Here is a 15,379-nt window from a genome sequence, read left to right on the forward strand (position 1 = left end):
GCGGGCTGCCGGTCCGGTCATCCGAACCGGCAGCCCGCCAAGCCGATAGACGGCTAAAGCCTTGGCTAGGCCTGTGCTCCGGCGATGAAGCTCACGGCGTCGCCGACGGTCTTGAGGTTCTTGACCTCTTCGTCCGGGATGCGCACGCCGAACTTCTCTTCAGCGTTGACCACGATGGTCATCATGGAGATGGAGTCGATGTCCAGGTCCTCGGTGAAGGACTTGTCCAGCTCCACGGCCTCCGGGGCCAGGCCGGTTTCCTCGTTGACGATTTCAGCCAAGCCGGCCAGGATCTCTTCGTTGCTAGCCATTGATGGCTCCTTTTCTTGTATTGCCGGCAGGGGCTGCCGGAAATGGTCCAGGACGCGGTTGCGGCCTGTTGGGGGCGTTCCTAGGGAAGGACAACTACCTGCGCGCCGAAGACCAGCCCGGCGCCGAAGCCGATCTGGAGGGCCAGCCCGCCACTGAGTTCCGGCTTCTCCGCCAGGAGCCGGTGTGTGGCCAAGGGGATGGATGCCGCAGAGGTGTTTCCAGCGTCGGCAATGTCCCGTGCCACTGTAACCGTCTCGGGTAGCTTCAGCTTCTTCACCATCTCGTCGATGATGCGCATATTGGCCTGGTGGGGGATAAACGCCACAAGGTCCTCGGCTTCTACGCCGGCGGCCTCCAGTGCTTGCTGGGCCACCTTTGCCATTTCCCAGACTGCCCACCGGAATACGGTCTGGCCGTCCTGCCGCAGCGTGGGGTAGAGCTCCTGGGCTTCTTCGAGCAGGGCAAGGTCACCTGTGGAGTCTGACTGCCGGGCAGCCATGCCCAGGTCGCGGACATCCAGCATGGACCGGGTCATCCCGATGGCGTCCCACTTGCTGCCGTCGGATCCCCACACGGAGGGTGCGATGCCGGGAGTCTCGGACGGGCCGATGACGACGGCGCCGGCTCCGTCTCCGAGCAGGAAGGAGATAGTGCGTTCCCGGTTGTCGATAACGTCGGACAGCTTCTCTGCGCCGACCACCAGGACGTACTTCGCGGCGCCTGAACGGACGAGTGCGTCGCCCTGGGCAATGCCGTAGCAGTAGCCGGCGCACGCTGCAGAGATGTCAAAGGCAGGTGCGGGGGTGGCACCGAGGCGGTCTGCCAGGCTCGCGGCGGCAGACGGCGTGGCGTAAGGGTGGGTGACCGTGGAAACAATAACGGCACCGAGGTCTGATGCTTCAACTCCGGCCTTCTCCATGGCCTCACGGGCAGCACCCTCGGCCATATCGATGACGCTGACGTCGGCGGCCGCACGGTGCCGCGTCACGATTCCGGTCCGCTGCCGAATCCATTCATCGGAGGAATCGATCCACTGGCAGACATCCTCATTGGTGACGATGATGTCCGGCCGGTAGGCGCCGAGGCCGAGGATCCGGGTGTGTTCCTGAAGGGGAGCCTGTTTCAGTGTGGGAACGCTCATGCGTTGCCCTCCAGTTCTGCGAAGAGCGCGAGGGCGGCGGAAAGATCATCGGGGGTCTTGACCGCAACGGTCTTGACGCCGGGCATGCCGCGCTTGGCCAGCCCGGCGAGCGTTCCGGCAGGAGCAAGCTCGATCACGCCGGTCACACCCCGCTCGACCATGCTTTCCATGCACAGGTCCCAGCGGACCGGGCGTGACACCTGGGCGATCAGGCTGCCGACGGCGGCCCCGCCATCGGTGACCGGTCCGCCGTCGTAATTGGACAGGAGGGGTACCTTCGGCGCCTGCGGCTTCAGCGCGGGCGCCAGTGCCGTGAGGGCGGTGACAGCAGGTGACATGTGGCTGGTGTGGAACGCGCCTGCCACCTTCAGCGGGATGACGCGCGCCTTCGCCGGCGGGTTTTCGGCGAGGGCTTTCAGCTGGTCGAACGTGCCCGCGGCCACGGTCTGGCCCGCGCCGTTGACGTTCGCAGGGGTGGCGCCGGCCGCTTCGATGGCTGCCAGCACCTCTGCCGGGTCCCCGCCCACCACGGCACTCATGCCGGTGGGGGTGACGGCCGCGGCGGATGCCATGCTGTTGGCACGCTCGCGGACGAAGGTCATGGCTTCCTGCTCCGTCAGGACGCCGGCAAGGGCCGAAGCGGTTATTTCACCGACGGAATGGCCCGCCAGGATGACCGGCAGGGAGCTGAGCTCGACGTCGAAGAGGGAAGCTGCGGCCACCAGCCCGGCGGCAACAATCAGGGGCTGCGCCACGGCAGTGTCCTTGATGGTTTCCTCGTCCGAGGTGGTCCCATGGGCGATCAGGTCGATGCCTGCGATGTCGCTCAGGGAGGCCAGCTGGCCTGCCACCGGGGGCAGTTCCAGCCAGGGGGCCAGAAAACCCGGGGTTTGTGAGCCCTGTCCAGGGCAGACTATTGCAAGCACGTAACCAGCTTTCCAAATTACTGTGTGATTCAGCGGTGTTTGTCCGCACCAAGCTCACGGGGTCAGGTTGTAGGAAGTCTACAACGCCTTAGGGCTGGTTCCGTGCCGGGTGACGCTCAACAGCAGCCTTGGGCGGGGCGGAAAGGCGGCCCACCACAAGCGCTGCCTGAAGGACAAACGCCTCCCTCGGGAGGAGCGGATCCCAGCCCGTGACGTCGCAGACACGCTTCAGCCGGTACCTGACGGTGTTGGCGTGGACAAAGAGTTCGCGGGCTGTTGCCTCAAGGGAATGGCCCAGTTCCAGGTAGGTTCCAAGGGTTTCCACCAGCCCGTTGGACGCTGCCATGAGCGGGCGGTAGATGTTCTTGACCAACGAGCGGCGGGCGGCGTCGTCTCCTGAGATCACCCGCTCCGGCAGCAGGTCGTCGGCGGCAACCGGCCGGGGCGCGGAAGGCCAGGCCCGGGCTGCCGTCAGGCCGGCGAAGGCGGACTGGGCCGAGCCGCTGGCCTCCAGCAGGGATCCGGCTTCTGGCCCGTACACCACGGGGCCGGGCGCGAACATGTCACTGAGCTTCACGTAGGCGGTTTCCCGGTCCGAAACGCCGCCCAGGATCAGGATCAGGCGATCGCCCTGGATGCCCACAAGGGCGTCCTCCGCGTAGCGTCCTGCCATTCGCCGGAGCTCGCTGACGTAGCTGGCGCTCGGCTCGGAGGGGGAGTTGCCCACCATAACGGTGAACCGTTCCTGCGCCTTCCAGCCCAAGGCCGCGATCCTCGAGCGCAGGGCGTCAGTGTTTTCGCCGCGAAGGATGGCATCCACGATCAGCGCTTCCAGCCGGGTGTCCCAGGAGCCGCGGGATTCGGCCGCCCGTGCATAAACGTCGGCCGCGGCGAACGCTACCTCACGGGAATAGCGTAGAACGGCCTCACGAAGGGAAGGCTGGTCAGCTTCCGGAGCAATGACCGGAACCTGGTCCTCCACCACCTCCACCACGATCCGGATCAGCTGCAGCGCTTTCTGGAGGCTGATGGACCGGGTCAGTTCCGTTGGGGCCGTCCCGAAGACGTCGGTAAGGATCCAGGACGGGGAACTTGGGCGTTCGTACCAGGTCACAAAGGCGGCGATGCCGTTCTGGGCCACCATGCCTAGGGCGGACCGTTCATCCGAGCTGAGCCGGCCGTACCAGGGGAGGGATTTCTCCAACTCCCGCAAGGTGGTGGTGGAAAGCTGGCCCACGTTTGCCCGCAGCTTTTTGAGCGTTTCGGACTTCTCCGGCGTGACCTTCGGCGTGGACGGTTTGCGCTTGGCGGACGGGGTGGCTGGTGCTGGCATTCTTTGAGCATACGGCCACTGCCCGGCAAGCTCCATTTGTGCAAAGGCTACAATCCCGTTGGTTGTGCGTCACAGCCGGTCCCTGCCGTAATACGGACGACGGCGGCCCCCGCCTTTCGGTGGGGGCCGCCGTCGTCCGCGCTTCGCGGGGTCGCCGCAGGTTAGGTGCGTGTCCTAGGACTCGCCTCCGGCGTTGCCGGTGGAACCGGCATTGACGTTGTGCAGCCGGTACTTGTCGATCGCCTTCATCGGTGCCTGCGCGTCAACCTCACCGCGGCGGGCCAGCATCTCCAGTGAACGCACCACGATGGAGTGGATGTCGTTCTTGAAGAAGCGGCGGGCTGCGGCACGGGTGTCGGAGAAGCCAAAGCCGTCGGCGCCGAGCGTTGCGAACTCGTTCGGCACGAACTGGCGGATCTGGTCCGGGACGGCCTTCATGTAGTCCGACACGGCAACAACCGGGCCGGTGGCCCCTTCGAGCTGCCGGGTCACGAACGGGACGCGCGCGGGCTGGCCGGGGTTAAGGAAGGCTTCCTCCTCGGCAGCCATGCCGTCGCGGCGCAGTTCGTTCCAGGACGTGACGGACCAGACGTCTGCGGAGACGCCCCAGTCGTCGGCCAGGAGCTGCTGCGCCTCGAGTGCCCAGGGCACCGACACGCCGGAAGCCAGGATCTGGGTCCGGGGACCGTCGATCTTTGCCGGGGCCAGCAGGTAGATGCCCTTGAGGACACCCTCCACGTCCAGCTCCTCCGGTTCGGCGGGCTGGGTGATGGGCTCGTTGTAGACCGTGAGGTAGTACATGAGGTTCCGGTCTTCCGAGTCGGGCCCGTACATGCGTTCGAGGCCGTCGCGGATGATGTGGCCCATTTCGTAGCCGTAGGCGGGGTCGTAGGTGACCACTGCCGGGTTGGTCGAGGCCAGGAGCGGGGAGTGGCCGTCGGCGTGCTGGAGGCCTTCGCCGGTGAGGGTGGTCCGGCCTGCGGTGGCGCCGATGATGAAGCCGCGGGTCATCTGGTCTGCTGCTGCCCAGAAGGCGTCGCCGGTGCGCTGGAAGCCGAACATGGAGTAGAACACGTAGACCGGGACCAGGGGCACGCCGTGGGTGGCGTAGGCGGTGCCGGCGGCGGTGAAGGCTGCGACGGCGCCGGCTTCGTTGATGCCGGGGTGGATCAGCTGGCCGGCGGGGGATTCCTTGTAGGCCAGGACGAGGTCCCGGTCCACGGAGAGGTAGTTCTGGCCCTTGGGGTTGTAGATCTTCGCGGTGGGGAAGAACGCGTCCATACCGAACGTGCGCGCCTCATCCGGGATGATCGGGGCGATGTGCTTGCCGAACTCCTTGTCCCGCATCAGGTCCTTGAGCAACCGCACGAAGGCCATGGTGGTGGCGGCCTGCTGCTTGCCCGAGCCGCGCTTGGCCACTTCGTAGGACTTGGCGTCCGGCAAGGTGATCTCGGCGTGCTTGGACCGGCGTTCCGGGACCGAACCGCCCAGGGCGGCGCGGCGTTCCATCATGTACTGGATTTCCGGGGCGTCCGTGCCGGGGTGGTAGTACGGGGGCTGGTACGGGTCTTTTTCGAGCTGCTCGTCCGTGATGGGGATCCGCAGGTGGTCGCGGAACTTCTTCAGGTCGTCGAGGGTGAGTTTCTTCATTTGGTGGGTCGCGTTGCGGCCCTCGAAGTGGGGTCCGAGTCCGTAGCCCTTGACGGTTTTGGCGAGGACAACGGTGGGTTTGCCCTTGAATTCGGTTGCTGCCTTGTACGCGGCGTAGACCTTGCGGTAGTCGTGGCCGCCGCGTTTGAGGTTCCAGATCTGGTCATCGGTCAGGTCCGCGACGAGGTCCTTCGTCGCCGGGTCTTTGCCGAAGAAGTGTTCGCGGACGAACCCGCCGGATTCGGCCTTGTAGGTCTGGTAATCACCGTCGGGGGTTTCGTTCATGATCTTCACCAGCGACCCGTCGGTGTCCCTGGTGAGCAGGTCATCCCATTCCCGGCCCCAGACGACCTTGATCACGTTCCAGCCCGCGCCACGGAAGAACGCCTCGAGTTCCTGCATGATCTTGCCGTTGCCGCGCACCGGCCCGTCCAGGCGCTGAAGGTTGCAGTTGATCACGAAGTTCAGGTTGTCCAGGTTCTCGTTCGCGGCGAGCTGGAGCAGGCCGCGGGATTCGGGCTCGTCCATTTCCCCATCGCCCAGGAACGCCCAGACCTGCTGGTCACTGGTGTCCTTCAAGCCCCGGTTGTGCAGGTACCGGTTGGACTGGGCCTGGTAGATCGCGTTCATCGGCCCGATGCCCATGGACACGGTGGGGAATTCCCAGAACTCCGGCATCAGCCGCGGGTGCGGGTAGGAGGACAGGGCGTGGCCCTGCCGGGACTTTTCCTGCCGGAACCCGTCCAGGTCCTCCTCGCCGAGCCGGCCTTCCATGAACGCCCGGGCGTACATGCCGGGGGAGGCGTGGCCCTGGAAGAAGACCTGGTCCCCGCCCCCGGGGTGGTCCTTGCCGCGGAAGAAGTGGTTGAAACCCACCTCATACAGCGTCGCGGCCCCGGCATAGGTGGAGATGTGCCCGCCCACGCCGATGTTCGGCCGCTGGGACCGGTGCACCATCACCGCGGCGTTCCACCGCATGTACGCCCGGTACCGGCGCTCGAACTCCTCGTTGCCCGGGAACGCAGCTTCCTGGTCCACCGGGATGGTGTTCACGTAATCGGTGGTGGTCACCATCGGCACCCCGACGCTCTGCGCACCGGCACGCTGCAGCAGGCTCCGCATGATGTATTGGGCACGCTCGGTGCCCTGTTCCCTGATCAACGAATCCAGGGACTCAACCCACTCGGCGGTCTCTTCCGGATCACGATCAGGCAGCTGGTTAGTCAACCCGCTGAGGATATGGGAGGTATCTTCTCCTGCAGCCACGTCCAACCTCTCTTTGCGCGCATTTGATGGCGCACTCAGGCCGGGCAGGGTGACCGCCCGGCGTATATACGCCGTGTGCGACGTATCGGTTACAACAGCCCGGTCATGTGTGCCGGGCAGGGTCCTAGCATTCCTACATCTGCATTGGAGTTACAGGGTTGTTGCCCCGCAGGCATAGTTGTCACCTGCCACTCTAACTCTCACGTCAGCGCGATGCGTAGCCGCGGCTTTGGCGGCTCTGCTGTATTTCGCCGTCATACTGGTTGTGTGACGAAAAGCCGCTGCGCGGCGGGCTCGCCTCATCAGGTGTGACGCAGAATATGCGCCATCCCGGGGGCGTCAGCTTGAAGCGCAGGCACAAAGGGTGTTGGCTTGGGAGTAATGGAAATCACTATGCGCACTGCATGTACGAGGCATTGGAGGAACACGTGAGCGAGGCCGACGCCGCCACTTCGGTAAATGTGGCGGAAAAATTGGGTTTCAAGAACGGGGATCTGATTCAGGAGTTCGGTTACGACGACGACGTCGATTTCGACTTGCGTGACGACATTGAAGACTTCACGGGTTCAGAGCTGCTGGATGAGGACGACCATGAGGTGGCGGACGCCGTTATCCTCTGGTGGCGCGACGGCGACGGCGACCTGGTGGACAGCCTGATGGATTCGCTGACCACGCTCAGCGAAACCGGTGTTGTCTGGGTCCTGACTCCGAAGTCCGGAAGGACCGGGTACGTCTCACCGGCGGACATCCAGGAGGCCGCACCGACGGCCGGCCTGCACGTAACAACCTCGGCAGGCGTCTCCAAGGACTGGAGCGCAGCCCGTCTGGTGAGCAGGAAAAACAAGTGACGGCAGCGCTTGCCGCTGCCACTCAAGCTGTGCCCGCGGTCGGCGGGCCGGCACCTGACTTTGAACTCGCCAACCAGTTCGGCGAACCGGTCCGGCTGTCATCCTTCCGCGGCCAGAATGTGGTCCTGGTCTTCTATCCGTTCGCTTTCTCCGGCATCTGTACCGGGGAGCTGTGCGAGATTCGGGACAACCTGGCCATGTTCGAGGACGCCAATGCCACGGTCCTGGCTGTGTCTGTTGACAGCAAGTTCAGCCTGCGTGCGTACGGCGCCCAGGAAGGGTACGGCTTTGACCTGCTGGCTGACTTCTGGCCACACGGTGCCGTAGCTGCCGCCTACGGCGTCTTCGATGCGGACAGTGGCATGGCAAAGCGTGGCACATTCATCATCGATGCCGCCGGAACTGTCCGGTATTCAGTGGTGAACCCGCGCGGCCAGGCCCGGGACCTCCAGGAATACCGCGCGGCTTTGGCCGGCCTGGGGCAGGTCTGACCGCCCATGGAACAGCGGCGGGCGGGTGTTGGCCTCACAGGCTTCGCCAGCATGCCGCCGGTGGCCGCGGCGCGGCCTTCCCCGGACGAGCTTGAGATCCTGCTCCGGATTCGGGGCGTCCTCGCCGGCAACCGCTTCGCCCTGCTGACGGGCGCTGGGCTGAGTACTGATTCGGGTATCCCGGACTACCGCGGACCCGGGTCGCCTCCGCGTACTCCCATGACGTACCAGGAGTTCACTAAGGACGCCGCCAACAGGCAGCGCTATTGGGCCCGGAACCACATCGGCTGGTCCCACCTCCGCCATGCAGATCCCAACCAGGGCCATCACGCTTCCGCGGAACTTGAGCGGCGGGGCTATCTCACCGGCTTGATCACCCAGAACGTTGACCGCCTGCACGAGGATGCCGGGAGCGTCAACGTTGTTGACCTGCACGGCAGGTATGACCAGGTGGTGTGCCTGGACTGCCGCCGGACTTATTCCAGGCGCCTGCTGGCGGGGGTGCTGGAGGAGCTGAACCCGGAGTTCCTGCCCCGGGCAGCGGAAACGGGCCTGGTGGAAATGGCGCCGGACGCAGATGCCACGGTTGAAGACCAGGCGCTGATCAGCAGCTTTGTGGTGGCTGTCTGCCCTGCGTGCGGCGGAACGTTGAAGCCCGACTTCGTGTATTTCGGTGAGAACGTGCCCAAAGAGCGGGTGGAACGCGCGTACGGGATGGTTGACGACGCCGGGGCGCTGGTTGTGGCGGGATCTTCTTTGACGGTGATGAGCGGGCTGCGTTTCGTCAGGCACGCTGCCAGGGACGGGAAGCCGGTGATCATCATCAACCGGGGGCAGACGCGCGGCGATGACAAAGCGACGATAAAGCTCGAAGCGGGCGTCAGTGAAGCACTGAGCTGGCTTGCCGCTGAGCTCCCAGCCCTCTGACAGGACGCTGCACAGGCACGCTGGCAGAGCCGATTCGCGTTTCCCGGCCTGCGTCCGGTAGAGTCTATTTTCGTTGGTTGCGACGCTCAAGCGCCGGATTCAGCCGTTTAGGGTCTTTAGCTCAGCTGGTAGAGCGCCACGTTTACACCGTGGATGTCATCGGTTCGATCCCGGTAGGACCCACAAGGAAACCCTGTTGTTTCCGCCTGAAGGCGGAAGCGGCAGGGTTTTTGCGTTGCCCGGTCTTCGCCGGCCGAAATGTCGGTGCCCTGCCGTAGTTTGCAGGCATGGAACACGTGATGGTGCGGACGGGGAGCAATGGCATGCCGTCGGCGGTAGTGAGCAACGGCAGGGAATGGACGGTAGGGGCCGAGCCCGTCCGCTGGTTTGAGCGGGTCAACTGGTGGGAAGTCAACCGGAGGATGCCGAAGGGCCACAGCAGGGTGGACGTCGAAGTCCTGCAGGTGCAAGTGAGGCTCGGGGGCAATAGCGGCTCCGCGCTGACCACCATGCTGCTGGAAAGGGACGGTGTGGGCGGCGGGTGGCGCCTGCGCGAAGCAGTCGCGGACGCTGCTTGACAGGGCGTCCGAGGGGGATCCGGGCATTGGAAAACCCTCCACCGCGACCATTGGGGGATGCCGCGGTGGAGGGCCTGAAATGAATATACCGTGAACTGCCGGAAACAAGAAAGTTGTCCCCGTCGCGTGTCGCTGCTGCGCGCGGAGGCCTCCGATGACTCAATCGAAAAGGGTCCGGCCGGCGGCACCTCCTGGCGGGGCGTTCAATTCAGTGGCGCACCGGAATAAAAACGCGCGGCTGCTCCGTCCAGGTATCGGACATCTGGGACATGGTCCGGCGCATGATCCGGTCCGAGGCATGACGCGCCGCGGGGGCGTCACCCCTGGCAATTGCCTCCGCAACGTCGACGTGCCACTGCAGGGCGGCCTCGTGCGGATGGTCCGGCATCAGGCCGTGGACAGTGCGTCCAGTAAGGGTCTCGGCCACCTGCCCCATCAGGTTGGCGAACATCTCGTTGCCCGAACCGGAGAGCAACAGGGAATGGAACTGGATGTCCAGCTCAAGGAAGCGGGGCACCTCGCCGTTGTGTCCGGCGTCGCGCATTGCGTAGGCCACATCCACTAGTTCCAGGCGCAGCGGCACCGGGGCGTTCTCGGCGGCGAGTTCCGCAGCTGCGGGCTCGACGGCGGCACGCAGCTCCGCGAGAGAACGCAGCTGGGCGCCACGCGCGTCGCTGGCCAGGCGCCACCTGATGACCTGCGGGTCGAAGGGGTTCCAGCGGCTGGGCGGCAGGACCCTGATGCCCACCCGCTTGGTGGTTTCCACCAGTCCGAGGGACTGCAGCACGCGGACTGCCTCGCGGATGACAGACCGGGACACCTTCAGCTCATCCTCCAGCTGCTCCGCCAGCATCACGTGGCCGGCAGGGAGGTTGCCTGCAACAATGCGGGTGCCCAGGTTCTCGATGGCACGGTGGTGCAGGCTGGTGGTCATGCAGCTAAGCCTAGTGCGAGCCCTTGCTCCGCCGGTCTTTCGTCCTGGACGGCCGGCGACACAAAAGGTTCCAGTAGGTGGGCGTTACTTTCCCGTGACCCGCCGAATATATATGCTTTATTCAGACCCTCGGTCTGCAACCGTGCTTCCGCGCAAAGGGAGCCACTGCACATCCAACGCACAGTATGAATTGGAGTTTTGATGTCTGCACACATCGGTGTCACCGGCCTCGCGGTCATGGGTGCCAACCTGGCCCGCAACCTCGCGCGGAACGGCTTCACGGTCGCACTGCACAACAGGTCCGTGGAGAAGACCGACGCCCTGCTCGAAAAGCACGGCACGGACGGTGATTTTGTCCGGACCGAAACCCTCCAGGAACTGGTGGACTCCCTGGAAAAGCCCCGCCGCGTCCTCATCATGGTGAAGGCCGGCAAGCCAGTTGACTCTGTCATTGAGCAACTGGAACCGCTGCTGGAAGCCGGCGACATCATCATCGACGCCGGCAACTCCCACTACGAGGACACCCGCCGCCGCGAAGCCGCACTGGCCAAGAAGGACCTGCACTTCGTGGGCGTCGGCGTCTCCGGCGGGGAAGAGGGCGCCCTGAACGGCCCCTCCATCATGCCCGGCGGTTCCAAGGAGTCCTACGAGGCCCTCGGCCCGCTGCTGGAAAAGATCTCCGCAAAGGTGGACGGCGAACCGTGCTGCGCCTGGGTGGGAACTGACGGCGCCGGCCACTTCGTCAAGATGGTCCACAACGGCATTGAATACGCCGACATGCAGGTTATCGGCGAGGCGTTCGACCTGCTGCGCTCCGGTGCAGGCATCGAGCCGGCAGAGCAGTCCAACATCTTTTCCGAGTGGAACAAGGGCGAGCTCTCCTCCTTCCTGATCGAAATCTCCGCAGAGGTCCTCGGCCACGTGGACGCCAAGACCGGCAAGCCGTTCGTGGACGTCGTGGTGGACGCCGCCGGCCAGAAGGGCACTGGCCGCTGGACGGTCATCTCCGCACTGGAACTGGGCTCCCCGGTCTCCGGCATCGCAGAATCCGTGTTCGCACGGGCTCTCTCCTCGCAGGCGGGCCAGCGCAAGCTCGGCCAGGAGCTCCTGGCCGGCAACGAGGCTTCGGTGGAAATCCCGGAGACCTTCGTTGAGGACGTCCGGCAGGCACTCTACGCCTCCAAGCTGGTCTCCTACGCCCAGGGCCTGGACATGCTCACGTCCGCAGCCAAGGAATACGGCTGGGACCTGAAGCTGGACGAGATCGCGTCCCTGTGGCGCGCCGGCTGCATCATCCGGGCCGAGCTGCTCAAGGACATCACCAAGGCCTACGCCGCAGATGAGAAGCCCGCCAACCTGCTGTTCGCCCCGGCCTTCACCAAGGCCATCGCGGAGGCCGTTCCCGCCTGGCGCCGCGTGGTTGCTACGGCTGTCCAGCTGGGCATCCCGGTGCCCGTGTTCTCCTCCTCGCTGGCCTACTACGATGGTCTGCGCCGCAAGCGCGTCGCTGCCGCCCTGATCCAGGGCCAGCGCGACCTCTTCGGCGCCCACACCTACGGCCGCGTCGACGCCGAGGGCACCTTCCACACCCTCTGGGGAGAGGACAAGTCCGAGATCGAGGCAGTGGACACCCACTAGCAGCCACCATCAGGTAAGCGGAAGGCCGGCAGTTCCAGTTGGAACTGCCGGCCTTCCGCTTGTACGGTTTGTACCCCCTAGAGGGTCAGATCCGGTATTCGATGTCGTATTCAGCCGGGTCCACTGCGGGCTTGGTTTCCCGCTGTGCGTCCCGGTGGCGCCATTTGGCGGGAACACCGGTAACAATCGATTCCGGCGGGGCGTCCTTAACCACCACAGCGTTGGCGCCCACGGCACTGTCGCGGCCGATGGTAATCGGCCCCAGGATTTTGGCACCCGCGCCGATGGTCACGCGGTCGCCGATGGTGGGGTGCCGTTTGATTCTGGCAAGGGAGCGGCCGCCGAGCGTGACCCCGTGATAGATCATCACATCCTCCCCGATCTCGGCGGTCTCACCGATGACCACACCCATGCCGTGGTCAATGAAAAACCTGCGGCCGATGGTGGCGCCCGGATGGATTTCGATGCCTGTCCAGGACCGGCCCAGCTGGGAAAGCAGCCGCGCAGGGAACCGCAGGGCAGGGTTTTGCCACATGCGGTGCGTCAGGCGGTGAACCCAGATGGCATGCAGCCCGGAGTACGCGAAAAAGTTCTCAAAAGAACCTCGAGCCGCCGGGTCGTGGGACCGGGCGGCGTCGAGGTCTTCCTTCAGTCTTGCAATAAAGCCCACAGAGTTCTTTCTACAGGAAACGGGCGGACGGCGGTTTTAATCAGCCGCGGATATCGTCATAGAGAACCGTCGAGATGTAACGCTCGCCGAAGTCGCAGACCACGGCAACGATCAGCTTGCCTGCGTTCTCCGGGCGCTTTGCCAGCTCCAGGGCGCCCCAGACGATGGCGCCGGAGGAGATGCCGCCCAGGATGCCTTCCTTGACACCGAGCTCGCGGGCAACGCGGACGGAGTCTTCAAGGGTGGCGTCAAGGACTTCGTCGTAGACGTTGGTATCCAGGATTTCGGGGACGAAGTTCGCGCCGATGCCCTGGATCTTGTGCGGGCCGGGTGCGCCGCCGTTGAGGATCGCGGAGTCCTTGGGCTCCACGGCCACGATCTGGACTCCGGGCTTACGTTCCTTCAAAACCTGTCCGACGCCGGTGACGGTACCGCCGGTGCCGACGCCGGCGACAAAGATGTCTACGGCGCCGTCGGTGTCAGCCCAGATTTCCTCGGCCGTGGTGTTGCGGTGGACCTCCGGGTTGGCCTCGTTGGCGAACTGCTGGGCCCAGATGGAGTTCTCGGTGTTGGCCACAATTTCCTGGGCCTTTTCGACGGCGCCGCGCATGCCCTCCGAGCCGGGCGTGAGGACGATCTCCGCGCCGAAAGCGCGCAGCATGACCCGGCGCTCGGTGGACATGGTCTCGGGCATGGTCAGGATGACCTTGTAGCCGCGGGCAGCGCCCACCATGGCCAGGGCGATGCCGGTGTTGCCGGAGGTGCCTTCAACGATGGTTCCGCCGGGCTTCAGGGCGCCGGACTTCTCCGCTGCGTCCACGATGGCCACGCCGATGCGGTCCTTGACGCTGTTGGCCGGGTTGTAGAACTCAAGCTTGACGGCGACGGTGGCATCCAGCCCCTCGCTGAGCCGGTTGAGCTTCACCAGCGGCGTGCCGCCGACCAACTGGGTTACATCGTCATAGATCCGTGCCATGTACATACGCCTATCTTTGAGGGGTGAATACTGAGGTCAGCCTAACGAGGCCGCGTAACGCCCGCTAAGCGTTAAGCCACGCAGAGTAATATTTCCTGGCCTTGGCGAGCTTGGGGTTGATTATCACCTGGCAGTACCCCTGCTCGGGGTGCTTGGCGTAGTAGTTCTGGTGGAATTCCTCCGCCACGTAGAACCGGGGGAGCCGGCTGACCTCGGTAACGATGGGATTCGCCCACAGAGCCTGGTTCCGGTCGATGGCTTCCTCAAACAGGATCTTCTCTTCGGTCGTCTCATAGAACATGGACGAGCGGTACTGCGTGCCGACGTCGTACCCCTGCCGGTTGAGCGTTGTGGGATCGTGCAGGGCGAAGAACATGTCCAGGATGACCTCCGCGGGGATCACGTCCTCGTCGAACGTGACCGCCACCACCTCGGCATGGCCGGTGGTGCCGTTGCAGACCGAGTAGTAGTCCGGGTGGGGATCGTGGCCCCCGGTGTAGCCGGACACCACTGCGGTGACGCCCTTGGTTTTCTGGTAGACAGCGTCAAGGCACCAGAAGCAGCCTCCGCCTAAAACAAAAGTTTTCATGACCTCTTCAATGGTCCGCGGCGCGGGATGATTCCCCGCCGGTTCGCGGCGCCGCTTCAAACGGGGGTCCGGGCGGCGTGGATGGGGTAAAACTAAGACTATGGAACCTGTGGACACTGACGTTACCGGCCAGGAGAATCACGACGGCGATGCCCCCTCCGAGGAGGAGACGGCGGACGGCCGGCCCCAGGCTCCGACCCTGGGTGAGCTGCTCCTGGCTGTGGAGGAACTGTGGCCTGAGTCCCTGGCCGAGAACTGGGACGAGGTCGGACTGGTGGCAGGGCACCCCACCGCTCCGGTGACCCGTGTGATGTTTGCCGTGGACCCCACCCTCGAGGTCATCGAGGAGGCGGTGGAGTGGGGGGCGGAGCTCCTCATCACCCATCATCCGCTGCTCCTGAAGGGTGTCACCACGGTCGCGGCCACCACCCCCAAAGGCAGGGCCGTCCATCGGCTGATTGAGTCGGGCACCGCCCTCTTGACCGTTCATACCAACGGTGATTCCGCCGTCGGGGGTGTATCCGACGTACTCGCCGACGCCTTGGGCCTGCAGGACGTCGCCCCGCTCACGGTGGCCGCCAACGGGCTCCCTGAGGAGGGGATTGGGCGCGTAGGTGACCTGGCAGATGCCATGACCCTGGGGGATTTCGCAGCGCGGGTCTTCGGCATCCTGCCCTCCGTGGCGGGGGGAGTGCGGGTCTCCGGGGACAAGGACGGGCTGGTGCGCAGGATTGCCGTCTGCGGCGGCGCCGGGGAGACGCTGTTCAACGAGGTGCGGGCCAGCAACGCGGACGTCTACGTCACTGCCGACCTGCGCCACCACCCGGCATCCGAGGCGCGGGAAGCGTCCCTGAACGGCCGGCCCTACCTGGTGGACGTATCGCACTTCGCCAGCGAATGGCTGTGGCTGCCGGCAGCTGCCGCAGCACTGGGCAACGTCCTGTCCGACCAAGGCCACGACGTCGAAATCCGGGTCAGCACCACCAACAGCGACCCCTGGGATTTTATCCTGACTCCGGGCTAAGCCTGGCGTGCGGGGCGCCCCGGGCGGGCGTGCGAGGCAGGGGAGCAGGCCAGGCGCTAGAGTCGAGGAAGCGCCG

Annotated in this window: 15 protein-coding genes and 1 tRNA gene; 7 read left to right on the forward strand and 9 right to left on the reverse strand. The window is 65.0% G+C overall.

Annotated elements, in window-relative coordinates; all coding sequences use genetic code 11:
- Positions 1-65 precede the first annotated feature (65 nt).
- From QFZ70_RS07580 to aceE, 5 genes are all read right to left on the reverse strand, one after another.
- Positions 66-311 carry an acyl carrier protein gene (locus QFZ70_RS07580; protein WP_009359314.1) on the reverse strand — a complete coding sequence of 82 codons (246 nt, stop codon included), beginning with the start codon at positions 309-311 and terminating at the stop codon, positions 66-68.
- 80 nt (positions 312-391) lie between these two features.
- Positions 392-1,453, reverse strand: coding sequence for a beta-ketoacyl-ACP synthase III (locus QFZ70_RS07585; protein WP_307094781.1), 1,062 nt, complete (start codon positions 1,451-1,453; stop codon positions 392-394).
- Positions 1,450-2,379 carry an ACP S-malonyltransferase gene (locus tag QFZ70_RS07590; RefSeq protein WP_307094782.1) on the reverse strand — a complete coding sequence of 310 codons (930 nt, stop codon included), beginning with the start codon at positions 2,377-2,379 and terminating at the stop codon, positions 1,450-1,452. Before QFZ70_RS07590 ends, QFZ70_RS07585 begins: the two co-directional genes overlap by 4 nt.
- A gap of 88 nt (positions 2,380-2,467) precedes the next feature.
- Complete coding sequence (locus QFZ70_RS07595; RefSeq protein WP_307094783.1) at positions 2,468-3,712, reverse strand: CdaR family transcriptional regulator; 1,245 nt, start codon at positions 3,710-3,712, stop codon at positions 2,468-2,470.
- A gap of 174 nt (positions 3,713-3,886) precedes the next feature.
- Complete coding sequence (gene aceE, locus QFZ70_RS07600; protein WP_307094784.1) at positions 3,887-6,628, reverse strand: pyruvate dehydrogenase (acetyl-transferring), homodimeric type; 2,742 nt, start codon at positions 6,626-6,628, stop codon at positions 3,887-3,889.
- 428 nt (positions 6,629-7,056) lie between these two features.
- On the opposite strand from aceE, the gene QFZ70_RS07605 reads away from it, so the two are divergent.
- From QFZ70_RS07605 to QFZ70_RS07625, 5 genes are all read left to right on the forward strand, one after another.
- Positions 7,057-7,476 carry a DUF3052 domain-containing protein gene (locus QFZ70_RS07605; RefSeq protein WP_104045256.1) on the forward strand — a complete coding sequence of 140 codons (420 nt, stop codon included), beginning with the start codon at positions 7,057-7,059 and terminating at the stop codon, positions 7,474-7,476.
- Positions 7,473-7,967: a peroxiredoxin gene (locus QFZ70_RS07610; RefSeq protein WP_307094785.1), complete on the forward strand. Its 495-nt coding sequence runs from the start codon at positions 7,473-7,475 to the stop codon at positions 7,965-7,967. Before QFZ70_RS07605 ends, QFZ70_RS07610 begins: the two co-directional genes overlap by 4 nt.
- A 6-nt stretch (positions 7,968-7,973) precedes the next feature.
- A complete protein-coding gene (locus QFZ70_RS07615; protein ID WP_307094786.1) occupies positions 7,974-8,894 on the forward strand; it encodes an NAD-dependent protein deacetylase in 921 nt (306 codons plus the stop codon).
- A gap of 110 nt (positions 8,895-9,004) precedes the next feature.
- Positions 9,005-9,077: transfer RNA gene (locus QFZ70_RS07620), tRNA-Val, on the forward strand.
- A 104-nt stretch (positions 9,078-9,181) separates the two neighbouring features.
- On the forward strand, positions 9,182-9,472 hold the full coding sequence (locus QFZ70_RS07625) for a hypothetical protein (protein ID WP_307094787.1): 291 nt from the start codon (positions 9,182-9,184) through the stop codon (positions 9,470-9,472).
- Between the two features lie 208 nt (positions 9,473-9,680).
- Here QFZ70_RS07625 and QFZ70_RS07630 read toward each other — a convergent pair whose 3' ends face one another.
- Positions 9,681-10,406: a FadR/GntR family transcriptional regulator gene (locus QFZ70_RS07630; protein ID WP_307094788.1), complete on the reverse strand. Its 726-nt coding sequence runs from the start codon at positions 10,404-10,406 to the stop codon at positions 9,681-9,683.
- Positions 10,407-10,607: 201 nt separating this feature from the next.
- Between QFZ70_RS07630 and gndA the strand changes: the two genes are divergently transcribed.
- Positions 10,608-12,044, forward strand: a complete 1,437-nt coding sequence (gndA, locus tag QFZ70_RS07635; RefSeq protein WP_307094789.1) for an NADP-dependent phosphogluconate dehydrogenase — start codon at positions 10,608-10,610, stop codon at positions 12,042-12,044.
- 85 nt (positions 12,045-12,129) lie between these two features.
- Here gndA and epsC read toward each other — a convergent pair whose 3' ends face one another.
- The 3 genes from epsC to msrA form a co-directional block, all read right to left on the reverse strand.
- A complete protein-coding gene (gene epsC, locus QFZ70_RS07640) occupies positions 12,130-12,714 on the reverse strand; it encodes a serine O-acetyltransferase EpsC (protein WP_307094790.1) in 585 nt (194 codons plus the stop codon).
- Positions 12,715-12,754: 40 nt separating this feature from the next.
- On the reverse strand, positions 12,755-13,690 hold the full coding sequence (gene cysK, locus QFZ70_RS07645) for a cysteine synthase A (RefSeq protein WP_307094791.1): 936 nt from the start codon (positions 13,688-13,690) through the stop codon (positions 12,755-12,757).
- Positions 13,691-13,754: 64 nt separating this feature from the next.
- Positions 13,755-14,279: a peptide-methionine (S)-S-oxide reductase MsrA gene (gene msrA / locus QFZ70_RS07650; RefSeq protein ID WP_307094792.1), complete on the reverse strand. Its 525-nt coding sequence runs from the start codon at positions 14,277-14,279 to the stop codon at positions 13,755-13,757.
- 100 nt (positions 14,280-14,379) lie between these two features.
- Here msrA and QFZ70_RS07655 point away from each other — a divergent pair, with 100 nt between their 5' ends.
- Complete coding sequence (locus tag QFZ70_RS07655) at positions 14,380-15,303, forward strand: Nif3-like dinuclear metal center hexameric protein (protein ID WP_307094793.1); 924 nt, start codon at positions 14,380-14,382, stop codon at positions 15,301-15,303.
- Positions 15,304-15,379: the final 76 nt, after the last annotated feature.

The organism is Arthrobacter sp. V1I9, from assembly GCF_030817075.1.
Lineage (GTDB): Bacteria > Actinomycetota > Actinomycetes > Actinomycetales > Micrococcaceae > Arthrobacter.